Annotated in this window: 12 protein-coding genes; 7 read left to right on the plus strand and 5 right to left on the minus strand. The window is 45.6% G+C overall.

The window, feature by feature from the left end:
* Positions 1-19 precede the first annotated feature (19 nt).
* The 5 genes from mnmE to rpmH form a co-directional block, all read right to left on the minus strand.
* A complete protein-coding gene (gene mnmE, locus Q4563_RS09695) occupies positions 20-1,381 on the minus strand; it encodes a tRNA uridine-5-carboxymethylaminomethyl(34) synthesis GTPase MnmE (RefSeq protein WP_442903751.1) in 1,362 nt (453 codons plus the stop codon).
* Between the two features lie 16 nt (positions 1,382-1,397).
* On the minus strand, positions 1,398-3,053 hold the full coding sequence (gene yidC / locus Q4563_RS09700; RefSeq protein ID WP_215974803.1) for a membrane protein insertase YidC: 1,656 nt from the start codon (positions 3,051-3,053) through the stop codon (positions 1,398-1,400).
* A gap of 25 nt (positions 3,054-3,078) precedes the next feature.
* Entirely contained in the window at positions 3,079-3,348 is a 270-nt protein-coding gene (gene yidD / locus Q4563_RS09705; RefSeq protein WP_368411077.1) for a membrane protein insertion efficiency factor YidD, read from the minus strand.
* Positions 3,300-3,674: a ribonuclease P protein component gene (gene rnpA, locus Q4563_RS09710; RefSeq protein WP_215974693.1), complete on the minus strand. Its 375-nt coding sequence runs from the start codon at positions 3,672-3,674 to the stop codon at positions 3,300-3,302. Before rnpA ends, yidD begins: the two co-directional genes overlap by 49 nt.
* A gap of 121 nt (positions 3,675-3,795) precedes the next feature.
* Positions 3,796-3,930 (minus strand): 50S ribosomal protein L34, encoded by a 135-nt coding sequence (rpmH, locus tag Q4563_RS09715; RefSeq protein ID WP_215974694.1) that lies wholly within the window; start codon positions 3,928-3,930, stop codon positions 3,796-3,798.
* Positions 3,931-4,340: 410 nt separating this feature from the next.
* Here rpmH and dnaA point away from each other — a divergent pair, with 410 nt between their 5' ends.
* The 7 genes from dnaA (at position 4,341) to Q4563_RS09750 (ending at position 18,134) form a co-directional block, all read left to right on the plus strand.
* Complete coding sequence (gene dnaA, locus Q4563_RS09720; protein ID WP_215974695.1) at positions 4,341-5,789, plus strand: chromosomal replication initiator protein DnaA; 1,449 nt, start codon at positions 4,341-4,343, stop codon at positions 5,787-5,789.
* A 52-nt stretch (positions 5,790-5,841) separates the two neighbouring features.
* The gene (gene dnaN, locus Q4563_RS09725; RefSeq protein WP_215974696.1) at positions 5,842-6,945 is read left to right on the plus strand and encodes a DNA polymerase III subunit beta; all 1,104 of its coding nucleotides are present in this window, start codon (positions 5,842-5,844) and stop codon (positions 6,943-6,945) included.
* Between the two features lie 10 nt (positions 6,946-6,955).
* Positions 6,956-8,062, plus strand: coding sequence for a DNA replication/repair protein RecF (recF, locus tag Q4563_RS09730; RefSeq protein ID WP_303604383.1), 1,107 nt, complete (start codon positions 6,956-6,958; stop codon positions 8,060-8,062).
* Between the two features lie 33 nt (positions 8,063-8,095).
* Positions 8,096-10,516: a DNA topoisomerase (ATP-hydrolyzing) subunit B gene (gene gyrB, locus Q4563_RS09735; RefSeq protein ID WP_215974698.1), complete on the plus strand. Its 2,421-nt coding sequence runs from the start codon at positions 8,096-8,098 to the stop codon at positions 10,514-10,516.
* A gap of 520 nt (positions 10,517-11,036) precedes the next feature.
* Positions 11,037-13,850, plus strand: coding sequence for a TonB-dependent receptor (locus Q4563_RS09740; protein ID WP_303604384.1), 2,814 nt, complete (start codon positions 11,037-11,039; stop codon positions 13,848-13,850).
* Between the two features lie 65 nt (positions 13,851-13,915).
* Positions 13,916-15,517, plus strand: a complete 1,602-nt coding sequence (locus Q4563_RS09745) for a discoidin domain-containing protein (protein ID WP_303604385.1) — start codon at positions 13,916-13,918, stop codon at positions 15,515-15,517.
* Positions 15,518-15,590: 73 nt separating this feature from the next.
* Positions 15,591-18,134, plus strand: a complete 2,544-nt coding sequence (locus Q4563_RS09750) for a family 20 glycosylhydrolase (protein WP_303604386.1) — start codon at positions 15,591-15,593, stop codon at positions 18,132-18,134.
* The last annotated feature ends 1 nt before the right edge of the window (position 18,135 follow it).

The following is an 18,135-nucleotide window of genomic DNA, read 5'->3' on the forward strand; positions in this document are numbered from 1 at the left end:
GACCTCAGACCTCAGACCGTTATTTCCCTATACAAAAAGAGGAAAATATGCGCCCCAGTAAATCATCGGAGGAAAACTCTCCGGTGATTTCCGACAAATGATTTTGCGCATCGCGCAGATCTTCAGCCAGTAGCTCGCCAGCGGCGTGTACTTGTAATTGCTCTTTACCTTGTTTAAGGCAGCTCTCTGCAGACAATAGGGCGTCTATGTGCCTTTGCCTGGCGGTGAAGGTTGCCTCGGTGGTGCTCTGATAGCCGATACAATCTTTTAGATGGCGTTTTAGTTGATCGAGCCCCTGGCCGGTTTTAGCGCTTATTGCCAGTGCGTTGGCAGGGAGTTTAGCGCTGTCTGCTAAATCGACTTTATTGTAAATGACGCTGACTTTATCGGAATGCTTTAAACGCTCGGTAAATTCTGGCCATACATTCTCGGGTTGCCATTCAGGGTGGTTAATTGCATCGAGTGTGTCGATCATCAGCAGTATTCGATCGGCTTTTTCTATTTCAGCCCAAGCTCTTTCGATACCTATTTTTTCTACCTGATCGGACGCTTCGCGCAGACCTGCGGTATCGATAATATGTAGTGGCATACCGTCGATATGTATATGCTCTTTGAGTACATCGCGAGTGGTGCCGGCGATGTCTGTGACAATTGCACTGTCTCTTTCTACCAGTGCGTTTAAGAGGCTGGACTTACCCGCATTGGGTTTGCCAGCGATGACCACTTGCATACCATCGCGGACCAATTGGCCTTGTCTCGCTTGCTGGATTAACTCGGTCAGAGCCTCGTTAATCTGATCCAGGTCACCAGCTACCTTGCCATCACTAAGAAAGTCGATCTCTTCTTCTGGAAAATCAATAGCGGCCTCTACATAGATGCGCAGAGCTATCAGAGATTCCACCAATTTATGGACCTGGCTGGAGAACAACCCTTGCAGTGAGTTTAGTGCGTTGCGCGCGGCTTGCTCTGAACTGGCCTCAATTAGGTCGGCTATGGCTTCGGCTTGGGCTAAATCTAACTTGTCGTTAAGGAAGGCTCGCTCTGAGAACTCACCAGGGCGTGCCTGGCGGGCTCCTAACTGTTTTACCCGCTCTAGCAGTAAGCCCAAGACAACCGGTCCACCGTGCCCTTGCAGTTCGAGTACATCTTCACCGGTAAAGGAGTTTGGGCCTTTGAAGAGCAATGCTATGCCTCGATCGAGTTCTCGGTCTTCGGCATCAATAAAGGGTAAGTAGTGCGCTTGACGGGGTTGTAGAGTGTTCTGGGTAATAGCCGAGGCTATAGCGGCCGCTTGTGGACCGGACACCCGGATAATACCGACACCGCCGCGACCGGTAGCGGTCGCAACGGCGGCAATGGTGTCAGAAGGCGTTAACACCATGAAATCACCTTATCGTCTATGTGCTGGCATTGTCCGACTTTTCAATTTGTCGGGTAATAACCATCTGTTGCAAGAACGACAGGGTGTTGTTAGTTACCCAGTACAGAACTAAACCGGCCGGGAACCACAAGAACATAAAGGTAAACACCACCGGCATTAACTTCATAATTTTGGCTTGAGTTGGGTCTGGTGGCTCGGGGTTGAGTCGCATGGTGAGCCACATGGTAAAGCCCATTAACAGCGGCAAGACAAAGATTGGATCTTTAATCGACAAATCTGGAATCCACAAGAAAGGTGTGTGGCGTAACTCAACCGACTCCATCAGTACCCAATACAACGCCAAAAACACTGGCATCTGGATTAGCATGGGTAAACAACCGCCCAGAGGGTTCACTTTTTCGTCGCGATAGAGCTTCATTGTCTCTTGCGACATTTTTTGTCGATCATCACCGTGGCGTTCTTTTAGCTCCTTCATTTTAGGAGCAAGTTTACGCATACGGGCCATAGACCTATAACTGGTGGCACTTAGCTTAAAGAAAATTGCTTTAATAATAATTGTCAGGGCAATAATTGATAAACCCCAGTTACCAATAATCTCATGAATGTACTTCAACACACCGAATAATGGCTTGGCCATCCACCATAGCCAACCATAATCCACGGTTAAGTCTAAATACGGAGCTATTGCCTCTAGAGCTTCGGTGTCTTTAGGGCCGGCGTAATACTGAACCGCTATAGCTTGGGATTCACCTGGAGCGACTGTCGTCATCGGTGAGGTAAAGCCCATTAAGTAAATATCCTGACTACCTTGTTGGCGTAAGTAATACTGATTTTGGCTTTCGGCGGCGGGAATCCAAGCGCTGATAAAGTAGTGCTGAACCATGGATACCCAGCCACCTTGAACACTGGCTTTGAAACTTTTTTCTTCCAGATCATCAAAAGAAAATTTCTTATAGCGTTCATCATTGGTTGTTAAAGCGGCACCGACAAAAGGCTGCATACCAAAACCATTGGCCGTGTCAGGCTCGTGACTGTCGCGTTTAATTTGACCATATAAGGCGGCTTGCCAGTTTTCGCTGCTCCCGTTTTCAATCAGGTAGCTAACTTCAACTCGATACTCACCTCGATAAAAGGTAAATCGCTTAGTGACTGTTACTGAGTCCTGTTTAGTCGTCAGGTCAACTTGTAAGGTGTCTTGACCTTCGCTCATTTGATATTGAGTATCGCTGGCGGTAAATACTGGGCGTCCGTCAGAGCTGTCGGTACCGTTAGGGCCTATTAAGCCACTCTGTGCGGTGTAGGTTTTACTGCCACGATTGTTTACCAGCACAAAAGGTTGGTCTGGGGTATCTATTTCGGCGTAGTGCTTAGGCAGCGAAACTTCGGTGATATCACCGCCAGTGGGGTTAATGGCGACTTTCAAGGTGTCGGTTGTCACGCGAATTACCTGAGTGCTGGTAATTTCTGGTGAGGCCTGGCCGGGTATCTCGGTAACGGGTACATCGCCACTAACCACTGCAGGGATATCACTGTCTTTAGGGCTGTTGACTTGCTCCTCGGCAATTTCAGCCGTTGTTTCGGCTTGCCGTTCTTGGAACTCTTCCCAGCGTATCACCAGGAGCACGATTACTGCGACCATTGCCGCGATTAACAGATTCTTTTGCCAATCCATTTTAATGTTTGCCATTGGTTAGTGGTTAATTGTTGGTTTTAGTTGGAACTGGGTCTATACCACCCGGGTGCCAAGGGTGGCATTTTAATAGGCGGCTGACTGTTAGATAAGACCCTTTTATAAAACCGTGAGTCATTATGGCTTCCTCACCATAGTGTGAGCAACTGGGGTAGAAGCGGCATTGATTGCCGATCCATGGGCTCAATAAATATCGATAGAGTCGGATACATTTAATGGCAAGCCAGCTCACGATTGGGCCTCTTGTTGAGCTTTTTTGTGTTGTAAACGCCGCCACTGCTTGGCCAGTAGCTTAAAGATTTGCTCGTTGTCTAACTCGGCCAATCCCCGGCGAGCCAGTACAATAACATCTAACCCATATAAATGTTGTTGGTGCTGACGAAAACTTTCCCGAATTAATCTCTTAACTCGGTTGCGATCAACAGCGAAGCGGATATTCTTTTTTGCGATGACCAGTCCAAGGCGGGCTGTTTGATCATCGTTACTGCGAGATAGCATCAATATATGCTGATGTGAGGCACGAAAGGGTGCGTCATCAAATACCGCCTTAAATTGAGCGGGCTTCAATAAACGTTGTTGTTTGCTAAAGGCATTCGAGCTCACAGGGCTGCGACCTCGTTAAATTGAAAACTGACCACACACAAAAGGCACCGGTGTAGTGCTTCATCATATAATGAAGACGCTACAGCGGTGCCTTTTGTATCACGCGCAGTCTCAGGCTTAATTAGGCGCTTAAGCTTTTACGACCTTTTGAGCGACGACGAGCCAATACTGCACGACCGTTTTTGGTGGCCATACGAGCACGAAAGCCGTGGCTACGTGCGCGTTTTAATACGCTGGGCTGAAATGTTCTTTTCATGGGTTAACCTACCGATACCTGTATTGATCACACAGTGTGCGAAAAAGAGGCGGCGATTTTATAGAAGAACACTAGCAAAATCAATGCTTAATCCTTAATGAGTTATAAATTTATCTATACAGGGTTTATATACCTTGTTTACACAGTTTTTCACGGGGTTATCCACTGGGTTGTTATTGAGAGATGGTTGTTAGTGAGTTTGTTTTATTTTGTGGATAAGCCTGTGTAAATCTTTTTTATAACCTGCATAAAACCTCTTAAAATTAACAATTTACCTTGATTTTACTGATCTGGATAGATTTTTGTTCTTTGGTGTGGATAACTAGCTTTTGGCAAGGTAAACTAGTGAGTTCTAAGGCGAGCACCAAACGTTGTAGCAAGGTGTTTGTGAATAATATTGGGGGTTAGTTTTGCCGGAATCGGTGTGGGAATTTTGCGTTTCCAGTCTTCAGGATGAGTTGCCATCGCAACAATTTAATACTTGGATTCGACCGTTAAAGGTTGAGGGGGGCGCTGATGGTGCCAGCCTGCGTATTCTTGCGCCTAACCGATTTGTTTGTGATTGGGTTAGAGAGAAGTTTTTAGCTCGAATATCCGAACTTGCTCTTCAGTACCAAGACGAACCATCACTTACTATTGATGTAGGGGTGGGTAATCGCTCTGGTGGCAACCCCGCTATTATGCGTCGACCGGCCCCAACAGCGACGCAGTCTAATCCTGCCCCAGCGGCAGCAGCGCCTGAGACAACCCCTGTTGCACATAATGCCTCAGTGACTGCACCTCCCCCGCAACCGCCAATACAGGCTTCCAGGCCAGATGTAGAGGGGGCGCTTAAGCATCAAAATAATGTCAATCGAGCTTTCAGTTTTGAAAGTTTTGTCGAGGGTAAATCTAACCAGTTGGGTTTAGCAGCCGCGAGACAAGTAGCAGAAAACCCCGGTGGTGCTTACAACCCACTTTTTATCTACGGTGGAGTTGGGCTGGGTAAAACTCACTTGATGCAAGCTGTGGGAAATGCACTGCTGCAGAAAAATCCCAATGCTAAGGTTATTTATTTACACTCTGAACGCTTTGTGGCGGATATGGTAAAGGCACTGCAATTAAATGCCATTAATGACTTTAAGCGTTACTATCGTTCTGTTGATGCATTGTTAATTGATGATATTCAATTTTTTGCGGGTAAAGAGCGCTCTCAGGAAGAGTTCTTTCACACTTTTAATTCGCTATTGGAAGGTGGCCAGCAAATTATTCTTACCTGTGACCGTTATCCAAAAGAGATACACGGCTTAGAGGAGCGGCTTAAATCTCGCTTTGGTTGGGGGTTAACCGTAGCGGTAGAACCCCCTGAGCTCGAAATGCGAGTGGCTATTTTAAAGAAAAAGGCTCAGCAAGTTGAGGTCGATTTACCTGATGATGCGGCTTTCTTTATCGCGCAGAGGATTCGGTCAAATGTACGTGAGCTAGAGGGTGCACTAAAAAGAGTGATAGCGAGTGCTCACTTCACAGGAAGATCGATTGATGTAGAGCTGGTACGCGAGGCTCTGAAGGATTTACTAGCACTGCAAGATAAACAAGTGAGTGTGGATAATATTCAGCGGGTTGTCGGTGAGTATTACAAAATTAAAATCGCGGATATGTTATCTAAACGGCGCAGTCGCTCAGTTGCCCGGCCGCGTCAGGTGGCTATGGCATTAGCGAAAGAGTTAACCAATCACAGTTTGCCTGAGATTGGCGAAGCTTTCGGTGGGCGCGACCATACAACCGTTTTACATGCCTGCCGTAAAATTAAAGAGTTGGAAGAAGAAGATGCAGATATCAGAGAAGATATGAAAAATCTGCTACGTTCTTTAACCTCTTAAACCAATCAATCAGTAAGCCCTATATTCAAGGACTAAGACAAGAGACCATCACATGAAATTTGTCGTATCGCGAGAGGCATTGATCAAACCCCTGCAACTGGTGGCGGGTGTTGTTGAGCGTCGCCAGACCTTACCTGTTCTATCCAATGTGTTGTTGGTTCTAGAGGGGAATAGGCTGTCCCTGACGGGCACCGATCTAGAGGTGGAAATTGTCGGTCGGGTAGAGCTGGAAGCTCCTGGAATTGATGGTGAAATCACTGTACCGGCCCGAAAATTTGTGGATATTGTTCGCTCATTGCCGGATGACGCTGTGGTGGAGTTAATTGAGGAAGAGAGCCGAATTTTATTAAAAAGTGGCCGTAGCCGCTTTACCCTATCTACCTTGCCAGCCAATGATTTCCCCAATGTTGAGGATGGTCCCGGTGATTTGCAGTTTAGTGCACAACAAGGAGAGATAAAGCGACTTATTGATAGAACTGCTTTTGCAATGGCTCAACAGGATGTCCGTTACTACCTAAACGGTATGTTATGGGAAGTTCAGCAAGATCAGTTGCGAGTAGTGGCCACTGATGGCCATCGTATGGCAATGTGCACACGAGCTCTGGGAATCAACACCTCTGAGTTGGTACAGGCTATCCTGCCGCGTAAAGGCGTGTTAGAGCTTGCTCGACTAATGAATGACAATGAAGAGTTGGTGGATGTTGTACTGAGCGCGAATCATATTCGCGTGGCATCCCATGAATATACATTTACCTCCAAACTAGTAGACGGTAAATTCCCAGATTACGAACGAGTATTACCGCGTGGTGGCGATAAGATTATGTACGGCTCACGCAGTGAATTAAAACAAGCCTTTTCTCGCACGGCTATTCTATCCAATGAAAAGTATCGTGGTGTACGTTTGTTGCTGGATAGCGGCCAGCTAACAATTGTAGCGAACAACCCCGAACAAGAAGAAGCTGAAGAGCAACTAACCGTTGATTACGCTGGAGACTCTCTTGAGGTGGGTTTCAATGTCAGCTATCTGACAGATGTTGCCAATGTACTGAACAGTGATGCGATTAAGATCACTCTCTCAGATGCTAATAGCAGTGCTTTGCTAGAGGAGCCTGAAGAGGGCGACTCTCTCTATGTTGTTATGCCTATGAGGCTCTAAGACTTAGAATATGCCTATCCAGCGGCTGTTGGTCACCCAGTTTCGCAATTTGTTACAGGTCGACGTCCAGCCTTCACCCGATATCAATCTTCTTTATGGTCAGAACGGCTCTGGTAAAACATCTTTACTGGAGTCAGTTTATTTGTTGAGCCTCGGGCGCTCTTTCCGCAGCCATAAAATTAAGCCGCTTATTAATGAAAGCGCCTCTGAATTAACAGTCTTTGGAAAATCAAGTGCAGCCAGTATTGGTATTACCCGTCCACGACGTGGTGATTCTCAGTTTAAGGTTAATGGCTCAAGGATAGCTTCACTGGCTGAATTAACCCGCTCTTTACCGGTGTTGGTAATTAACAGTGATACTTTCCGGTTGATAGAAGGTGGGCCAAAAGAACGACGTCAACTTCTCGATTGGTTAGTGTTTCACGTGGAACCTGGCTTCTTCATCACCTGGAAGAATGCCAGCCGGTGTTTAAAACAACGGAATGCAATGCTGCGTCGTGATAGAATACCCTATGCTGAGTTTCATCCTTGGGATAGAGAGTTGGCGGGGCTCAGCCAGCTGTTAGCTGATTATCGCCGCTGTGCATTTGATCAATTCAAAGCCGTTTTCTTGTCACTAGTGGAAGAGTTTGTTCAGATTGAATCTCTTACGGTAGAGCTTGAGCAAGGTTGGGACACCACTGGTAATCTGCTGGATATCTTAGAGCAGCATTTTGACCGCGATAAGAAACAAGGCTTTACAGGCACTGGCTTCCATCGGGCGGATATCAAAATCAAAGTAGGCTCCCATAAAGCTGAAGAAGTACTGTCACGGGGCCAACAGAAACTGCTGGTTTGCGCCTTAATCCTTGCTCAGTGCATGGTGTTTCAGCAAACAAGTGGAAAGAATTGTATATTGTTAGTCGATGATTTGCCCTCTGAGTTAGATGATAAGTATCAAACTCTGATGGTTAATTGGATTAACAAGCTTAATTGCCAGGTGTTTGTGACAGGGGTTGATGTGTTAGCTCTGTCAGAACCTTGGGGAAAGATGGTTGATCGGGATATTAAAGTGTTCCACGTGGAACACGGAGAGATAAAACACGAAGAGCGACTGGCGCTATCTGAAACGGAATAAGCCAGCCTTACTAATAAGCGGAGTAAACCTACTATGTCAGACGATAAACCCAATTATGACTCGTCCAGTATTAAGGTGCTAAAAGGCCTTGATGCCGTACGTAAGCGACCGGGTATGTATATTGGGGACACAGACGACGGCACGGGTTTGCACCATATGGTCTTTGAGGTGGTGGATAACTCCATTGATGAGGCATTGGCAGGCTTTTGTTCAGAAATTCGCGTTGTCATACACCCCGATGAATCAGTTTCGGTATCAGATAATGGTCGTGGCATCCCCACTGAAATGCATGAAGAGGGTGTGTCTGCGGCAGAGGTCATTCTGACCGTATTGCACGCCGGTGGTAAGTTTGATGACAACACCTATAAAGTGTCAGGTGGTTTACACGGTGTGGGTGTTTCGGTGGTTAATGCTCTTTCAGAAGAACTAAAGCTCACCATCCGCCGCGGTGGCAGCGTACATGAGCAGGTCTATCAGCACGGTGTACCACAAAAGCCCCTAACGGTTGTGGGTGAAACAACCTCAACGGGAACAGAAATTCATTTTAAGCCTTCCGCTGACACCTTTAGCAATATCAAATTCGAGTTTGAACTCTTGGCTAAGCGTCTGCGCGAGCTGTCGTTCCTAAACTCCGGTGTGCGTATCGTTCTAAAAGATGAGCGCAGTGGTAAAGAAGAAGTGTACGAATATGAAGGTGGTTTACGTGCCTTTGTGGAGCACCTTAATGCCAATAAAACCCCAATCAATAAGGTTGTACACTTTACTGACCAGCGAGAAGACGGCATTGCAGTAGAAGTTGCCCTGCAGTGGAACGATTCCTTCCAGGAAAATATATTCTGTTACACCAATAATATCCCTCAGCGCGATGGTGGTACTCACTTAGCAGGCTTTCGGGCTGCATTGACGCGGGGTTTAAATACCTACATTGAAAAAGAGGGCTTGGCGCAGAAAGCTAAGATCAGCACCACAGGTGATGATGCACGAGAGGGGCTAACAGCGATTATTTCTGTAAAAGTACCCGACCCTAAGTTCTCATCGCAAACCAAAGACAAGCTGGTTTCTTCTGAGGTGAAAACCGCGGTAGAGCAGGAAATGAGTCATAATTTGGCTGATTTCCTGTTGGAAAACCCAGCCGAAGCCAAGCAAATTGTGGGTAAAATGATCGATGCGGCCCGCGCTCGTGAGGCGGCCCGTAAGGCCCGTGAGATGACACGCCGTAAAGGCGCGCTGGATATAGCCGGGTTACCGGGTAAACTGGCAGACTGCCAAGAGAAAGACCCAGCGCTATCAGAACTATACCTGGTGGAGGGTGATTCTGCTGGCGGTTCCGCCAAACAGGGCCGTGCCCGAAAAACCCAAGCCATCTTGCCACTAAAAGGTAAGATTCTAAATGTCGAGAAAGCGCGATTCGATAAAATGCTGTCCAGCGTTGAAGTAGGTACTCTGATTACTGCCTTGGGTTGCGGTATTGGTAAAACCGAGTTTGACCCGGAAAAGCTGCGCTATCACAGTATTATTATTATGACGGATGCTGATGTCGATGGATCGCACATTCGTACCTTGTTACTGACCTTTTTCTTCCGCCAAATGCGTGAGTTGATTGAGCGCGGTCATGTTTATATTGCCCAACCTCCTTTGTATAAAATTGCCAAGGGTAAGCAAGAGCAATATTTAAAAGATGAACCCGCCCGTATCGCTTTTTTGACCCAAGCGGCCCTTGAAGGTGCAAGTCTTCATGTTAACAGCGATGATCCAGGTATACGCGGTGAGCAACTTGAAAACTTGGTGCGTGAATATCGCAGCGTGATGGAGACCATTGAGCGTCTATCGCGTTTGTACCCACCAGAAGTGCTTGAGCAAATGATTTATATGCCTTCATTATCACCTGAAAACCTAGGTGATGAGCAGGTTATGAATGAATGGTGCGAAAAGCTAGCATCTAAGTTCCACAACAGCCACAAAGCGGGTGCCGATCGCTACGAATTGACCGTGCGGGAGGATCAAGAGCGCCATCTTTATTTGCCTCATGTGGAGATCATTGAGCATGGTGTAGCTGCGGAGTATCCATTTAATCACGAGTTCTTCGCATCCGGTGAATATCGAGCAATTGTAGGCTTAGGTGAGAAGCTCGATAATTTGTTGGAGGACGGCGCCTTTGTCAAACGCGGTGAGAAAACTCAAGAAGTCGACACATTCGATGCTGGTTTAGAATGGCTCATGAAAGAGGCTACTCGCGGTTACTCTATCCAACGTTATAAAGGGCTGGGTGAAATGAACCCAGAGCAATTGTGGGAAACCACAATGGACCCACAGAGCCGTAGAATGCTTAAAGTGACTATTCAGGATGCTATCGCTGCCGATCAAATTTTCACGACACTTATGGGTGATCACGTTGAGCCACGTCGTGAATTTATTGAAACTAACGCACTGGCAGTGGCCAATCTGGATGTGTAAGTAAGTACTAACTACATTATTTTTGGCGTGCTTTAATGGCCAAAATCTTCCTCTAAACAGTTTTTGTTGGGGGAAGGTTTGGGCCAAACACCCTCAATCATGAATACGTTCAAGCCTGCCAACCTGTCTATCAAAGCTCTATTTTTATTTGCAGTTATTTAACTGCAGGCTATAAAAGCTCGATTATAGGGCCAAAATATAGCCCAAATACCTGCCAGAATATTCCCTATATTAAAAACAGACTATCTTCCTGAATTTTTTTCAAATCCCGAATAATAAACCAAATTTTAAAATTCTTTTAATTTCAATGGATTACGGTTGGGTCATTTATTTGTTTAAAGTGGGTCGGGTCAATTCTTACGAAAAAGCGAAACTGAGTCGCGACTATTGAGTGGAAAGCGGATTATCAATTGCAAGGAGAGCTATTGCCAACACAACGGTTTCGTGAGCCTGAATCAGATGACAAAAATGCCTAAGACAAAGTCTTATGATCAGGCACTACTTTGGGGAGAAGAATTCGATGTTTAAACATTCAAAGCTTTCGGTAGCAATACTAGCTACCTTGTCGGTGGCACCAGTAGCCAGTATGGCTCAAGAAGAAGAGGTGCTGTTCGAGGAAGTAATCGTACGAGGTATCGCAAGCAGTATTGAACGCAGTATTGATCGAAAGCGTGATCAATCTTTGATTTCAGATGGTATCTCGGCTGAAGATCTGGGTAAGTTCCCAGACAATAATATCGCTGACTCACTCCAGCGTGTACCCGGTGTGGCAATTGATAGAGATGGCGGTGAAGGTCGATTTGTCAGTATTCGAGGGCTTGGCCCAGATTTCACGGCGGTACAAATAAACGGCCGTACTCCAGCGTCTGAAAATGAAGAGCGGGCTTTTAGTTTTGATACCCTGGCCTCCGAATTGGTGAGCACTGTTGATGTCTTTAAGACGTCGGCACCAGGCTTGAAAGAAGGTGGTTTAGGTGGAACGATTGATATTGTCACCGCACGTCCATTTGATTTTGATGGTTTTAAGTTCGCAGGCAGCTTAAAAGGGCAGTACGAAGAGAACAGTGAAGAGACCAGTCCGCAAGGCTCTTTTATTATCAGCAATACGTTCAATGACGGCATGTTTGGTGTTTTGGCGTCAATGACCTACCAAAAACGAAACACGTTAGAGTATGTGGTTAGAAATGAACACATTGCCAATACAAATCTAGAGCCGTTTCTTAGCTTTACCACGCCAAGTGAAGGTTGGGGTGGTGGCTATGCCTACTCAGGCGATGGTCTAGAAGAAGACACCTACCGTATTCAAAGCATTTACGCCGGCAGCGAAGAAGTGACTCGTGAGCGAGTTGGTGGCAACCTCGTCTTTCAGGCCAGACCGACGGAAAACCTGACTTTAACCGCTGATGTTATTTATTCAGACTACAGCACATCATCTACTGAGTATTCGACCGGTTCGTATCTTTGGGCGCCTACTTTGTCAGACCAAAATGTGGTGGATGAGAACGGCTTTTACCAAGTAATTAACCATGGTTACGACGAAGGTTATGATATTACTGGTTACGCCCACCTGTTAACCACGAAAGAGAGACCGACCGAATCGGTTATTGGCGGCTTTAACGCTGAGTGGTATATCACCGATGATTTAGTGATGACGGCTGATATAGCACACTCAGAAGCGGAGCTGGATAACCGCGGTTTGGATCGCTTGTATATTGCCGAATTTCTTAACCGCCCTGGCTACATTATGACCTCAGATGGCGGAATTCCGACCTATGAGTATCGTGACGAAGATGCCATTAAGCCCGAGATGGGCAGCCAAAATATGCAAGACCTGAGGGCGCGTATTACCTCGAATGATGGTGTGTATAACAAAGGTACTAACGATGAGTTTAAGTTGGACTTTGCTTGGGACGCCGATGGTGAATACTTACAAGGCGTGAAGTTCGGCATCAATAACACGATATCTGAGAAGCAGACAGAATATTGGAAAACTCCTGAATTGATCCGTCGTATGTACCACGGCCTGGCTACCGGGCAAGAGATTGATTACGATAGCATTATTACCGGTGTACAGGAGTCGGGTGACCATTTTGGTGGCCTTAACGCCGATGTTTATATGATTGATCCCGTGGCGTATCGGGAGTGGATGGCAGAAAATATCGATGGCCGAACCCGAGCAGATACAGCCACCGGTATAGCGTCTAAAGAAGCCTTTATTGAAAACGGCTACAGTTGGGCCGCGGTCAAGTCTAACGATTCTTATGTCATCGAAGAAGATGTTATTTCAGCTTATCTTGAGTTAGATTTCGAAGTAAACCTGATGGGGATGCAATTAGAGCTCGTTGGTGGTCTGCGTTACACCGAAACATCGTTAATCTCCGATGGCACTTCTCAAGTATTGGAATCATTGGAGCGTGAATCTACCGGTCCCGGCGAACCACCATCGCCCTGGTTAGTGCAGAACTACGCAGATGCTGCAGGTACCGCCGTATCGATAGACAGCAATTACGACAATTGGCTGCCGTCTCTTAATGCTACCTTGCAGGTAACAGAAGATCTTTATGTTCGAGCAGCGGTCAGTGAAACCCTAACACGACCGACTCTGTCAGCTCTTGCACCCTATACGACCTATCAAACAACCACTGTGTCAACGCGCACCGCCATGGGTGGCAACCCCGATTTGAAGCCGTATAAATCAACCAACTATGATTTGGCGTTCGAGTACTATTACGGCGATTCCGATATCTTATCTTTGGCTTTTTATCAAAAGAACATTGATGACTATATCGTGCGGTACTCGCAATTGGAAACCATAGAAAATGTTGCGGTTGAAGACCCTAGCTGGCAAGAGTTTATGGTGACTCGCCCACACAATAGTAAGTCTGCCACGATTGAAGGTGCAGAGATTAATATCACGCACTTATTCGATATAGGGGTTGGTGTAACGGCTAACTATACGTTTGTTGATAGCAGTGCCACCCTAAGCGAAGCGAGTGATGCCGAGCAATTTGCCCTTCCTGGGCTGAGTGATACCGGTAATGTTTCTTTGTTCTACGGCAACGAACTCTATGAAGGTCGATTAGCGTATAACTATCGCACCGATTTTCTTGGCTTAGTGTTTAACGGCCCATCAAACGAGCCGGTTCACTATGATGCGTATGGAACCTTAGATTTCTCCTTTAGCTACAACATTACAGAAAACATGTCGGCCTTTATTGAGGGTATCAATGTTACAGGTGAGGTTGTGAATAAATACGGTCGTTACGAAAATCAATTTGTTGGTTACGAAGACACCGGAGCAATTTATACCTTTGGCTTAAGAGCCAATTTCTAAAGAGTTTGTTTCCTCGCTTTGGCCCGGGTAATACCGGGCTTTTTTTATCGATAGGGTTAGGAAGAATGAAAATTTCAAATATTTATATTATGGCTAAAGTAGTAGTCATTATGCTAATCAGCCAGATTACTGTAGCTGAAAACTCGGCTTCAATTGGCGGACATTGCGTAGAAATTAACGGCATGTATGTTTCTCTGAACAGAGGAAATACTGATCTTTTAGGGAATTTTAATCGAGAAACAGAATTATTGGAATTTAGCCAGAGCAATGGCATCAATTATTTAATTCTCTATGGTCTAGAAGGTATGGGGCCGGATGTTTCTCGACAAAATAAACTGGCAAATTTTATCTCTAGAGCGAAAACATACTACGGTATTCAGGAAATAGCGGCTGCACTGGGCTCGGCATCATCAGCCGATGAAATGCTCGCCTATAACAATACCCGGACGAACATTGAAAAACTGGATGTTTTAAATCTTGAGTACGAATTTTGGAATCGTGAAGACAGAGAGCAAGCATTTACAGAAACTCTGAATATTTTATCTCATTTTGACAGCGTTGCTCGTGGGAATGAGTTAAAAACAGAAATTTATATTGGATGGATAAACGCAGAAGAAGGTGCAGCTTTAGCCGATGCGGTAGATAGAGTACTTGTACACTATTATCGACAAGACGATATTAATATTATTCAATATGGATTAGACCGCCTAGAGTTTTTGGCGTCGGGTAGTCGAACTGTAGAGATTGCTCCTATATTTTCTAACGAAGGTCCTACCAATACAGGTGATCCAACCTCTTACTTTATGGGCCCATGGCTGGAAACACACTCTATTGATCAGCCCTTTAAAACATGGATGACAGAGTATCAGCAACTAGATGACGTATGGAAACAAAAACTCGAGGTGGTCGGTAGTACCTGGTTCTTATATAACCATTTCGCTGATATATCTGTAAATAACGAAAATCATATTAATTTACAGCCTGTGTCAAATAAGGCCTGTGTAAGTGAAGAGGTAACACTTCAGCTTAATAGCAGTGCCAGTGAAAAAGATATTACATGGTTTAAAGATGGGCAATGTTTAACGAATACTCAGAGCATTCAAGGTGCTGATTCACAGACACTGCAAATTAATAGCCTAAAGGTCGATGACATAGGTAGGTATCAAGCGCGTGTGGTTAGTTATGACGCTACCAATCCGTCTAGCCATGTGACTAAAACCGCTAAAATAAAACAAAAAAATAAATGTTCACCAAATCAAAATATAGCGTTAAATAAAACCGTCGATGCGTCGTCGTTCGTAGCGTCAGGGTATGAGCCCTGGCGTATTACAGACGGCGACATCACCAATAGTCGCTGGGCCAGTGAATACACCGGAGATCAATGGATACAGGTCGATTTGGGGGGTGAATTTTATATCAAAAATATCACCCTAACTTGGGATCCGGCTTATGCAATCGATTACCAGGTGAGCCTGTCTACCGATGGCAGTGAATGGAGATCATCTATCGATATTTCAGATAACAATCAAATGATTAACACACACGATAATATAAAAAAGAAAGCTAGATTTGTCCGTATTAAAGCTACGAAAAAAGCAATTCCGTCGCGAGGTTTCTCGTTGTATGAGTTAGAAGTGTACGGAACACCGGTTATTAAAGAGTGCTGATAGACCGATAGCGTATAAATAAGGTAGAGCCAAACTTAAAAAAGTGACATTAGAAATTAAATAGCAGGCTTTTATGAGACAAATACTGAAAATTGTGCTTGGACTATTATTGGTTCAAGGCACGAACGCGTTTGACTATCAAGCGTTTGCCGACGAGGCGGATGTAAAATACGGAGTTGAAAGTAATTTTCTACCGGACGGAAAATTCAGTGCATACTTAAATATTAATAATAGCTCGAGCCAAACAATCCCCGCGGGGGAGTCGGGTTGGAGTTTTTATATGCATTTCGTTAGGCGCATTACCAAAATAAATACGGATGAGTTTACCCTGACTCGAATCAAAGGTGATCTGCATCGTTTAACACCGACGGCCGCCTTTAAAGGCATAAAACGTGGTGAAAGTAAACGCATTTCATTTACAGCATTAGGCTATATTTCAAGTTATAGCTATATGATGCCAAACGCTTTTCTGGTTGACCCGAAGGGCAATAGCTATGTTTTAGCCAGTACAGCTTATGAAGACCCTAAAACGTTTACAGATGAGTTAGCAAAACCAGAGCAGTATCTCCGGTTTAATAATCCCGACGCCGATCTTTATCCGGTAGCCACACCTGCCAGCCGCTACAGCGACAATAAAAACGTTGATGTCATCGAACAGCCTTGGGGCATTATTCCTACCCCGAAAGAGGTTCATCGCAGTAAGGGCTATGCCAAAATTAATAGCGAATGGTCACTGTATCAAAGTGGGGGCTTGCGCTTCTCTGCTGACTATTTAAAGCGTGAGTTTGAAGCGTTAGGGATTACGTTAAACGACATTGAAAATATCGGCGCCGACAATAGCATCAGTTTACTTATTGACGATTCAATCACTCAAGCTGAGAAATATGAGCTCAATATAAAGAGTAATAGAGTGGTTATTAAGGCGGGTGATAAGGCTGGAATATTCTATGCCGTACAGAGTTTAACTAAGCTTTTACCGCTTTCAGAAAGCCAACAAGAGGTTAAGTTACCCGCGGTTAGAGTATTTGATGAGCCACGTTATACATGGCGGGGAATGCACTACGACATCGCGCGAAACTTCCATGGCAAGCAGGCCATACTGACTTTAATTGAGCAAATGGGCCGCTATAAACTTAATAAACTCCACCTGCATTTGACCGATGATGAGGGCTGGCGGTTGGCGATCCCAGGCTTGCCCGAATTAACCGATATAGGAGCAAACCGGTGTTTTGATCCACTGGAACAAACGTGTTTAATGACTCAGTTAGGTAGCGGACCTACCTCGGAGCAAGACAAGCAGTATTTAACCCGTCAGGACTATATGGATATTGTGCGCTTTGCCAATAACAGAAATATTGAAATAGTGCCTGAGATTGATATGCCGGGTCATGCGCGGGCGGCAATTGTTGCTATGCAGGCAAGGTACCGCAATAAGTTAGACGTAGACCAAACAGCACAAGCCGAGCAGTTTTTGTTATCCGACCCCCATGATACGTCTGAATATTTAACGGTTCAGAGTTACAACGATAATTCTATCAATGTGTGTATGGAGTCGACGTACCACTTTATCAATAAGATCATGTATGAACTGCAGCGTATGCATCGCGATGTTGGTGCTCCTTTGCAGACCTTCCACATGGGCGGTGATGAAGTAGGGCGAGGCTCGTGGGTGGGCTCACCGCGCTGCCAGGCGTTGTTCAAAGATGCAGACTCTGGAGTCGTGGGTGTAGATGATTTAAAACCGTACTTTGTTAAACGGGTCGCGCAGCTCGCCAGTGATCGCGGGTTGGCAATTGCCGGCTGGGAAGATGGTTTGATGTACGATAAGAACACGCCCTTTTTACGCGAAAGTCTGCCAAATTTGGATGTTATTGCCCACACTTGGGATAATATTTGGGAGTTAGGTGTTTCCGATCGAACCTATATGCTAGCGAATGCCGGCTACAAAGTGGTTTTGTCTTCTGCCACTCACTTATATTTTGATCATCCGTACGAAAGTAACCCAGATGAACGAGGTTATAACTGGGCAACGCGGTACACTGATTTAGAGCAAGTGTTCGCTTTTCGACCAGACGACCTATATGCCAACGCGGATAAAACCTTTAGAGGTGAGGAGATAACTAATCTAGAGGCGCTGACTAACAAGGTACATGTAGCTCTCGAAAAACCGGAAAATGTTCTCGGTATGCAAGGGCAGCTTTGGAGTGAAACTCTGCGTACCACAGAGGCGGTAGAAAGTATGATCTTCCCCAGAATTATCTCCCTCGCTGAGCGCGCTTGGCACAAAGCTGGCTGGGAAGATGGCAATGGTAAAGACAAAGAGTATCGTCAAGACTGGCAAGTATTTTTATCTGCGCTGGTTACCCATGAACTGCCAAAGCTGGATCAACATGGGGTGAATTTTTATATCCCTCCGCCCGGCATTCGGATGAACGGAAAAAAACTGATGTTTAATAGTGCACTACCTAAGGTGACTTTTGAAGCGAGTCTCGACGGAGGGGAAACTTGGGTGGCCATTGATGGCAACACCGCAGCTTATACACCAGCTGCCCTATATCGATCTCGTTTTGGTAATCAGTATAGCCGTTCAATATCGATGGCTAACGCGGAAATTTAGG

This window comes from Gilvimarinus sp. 1_MG-2023 (genome assembly GCF_030548285.1).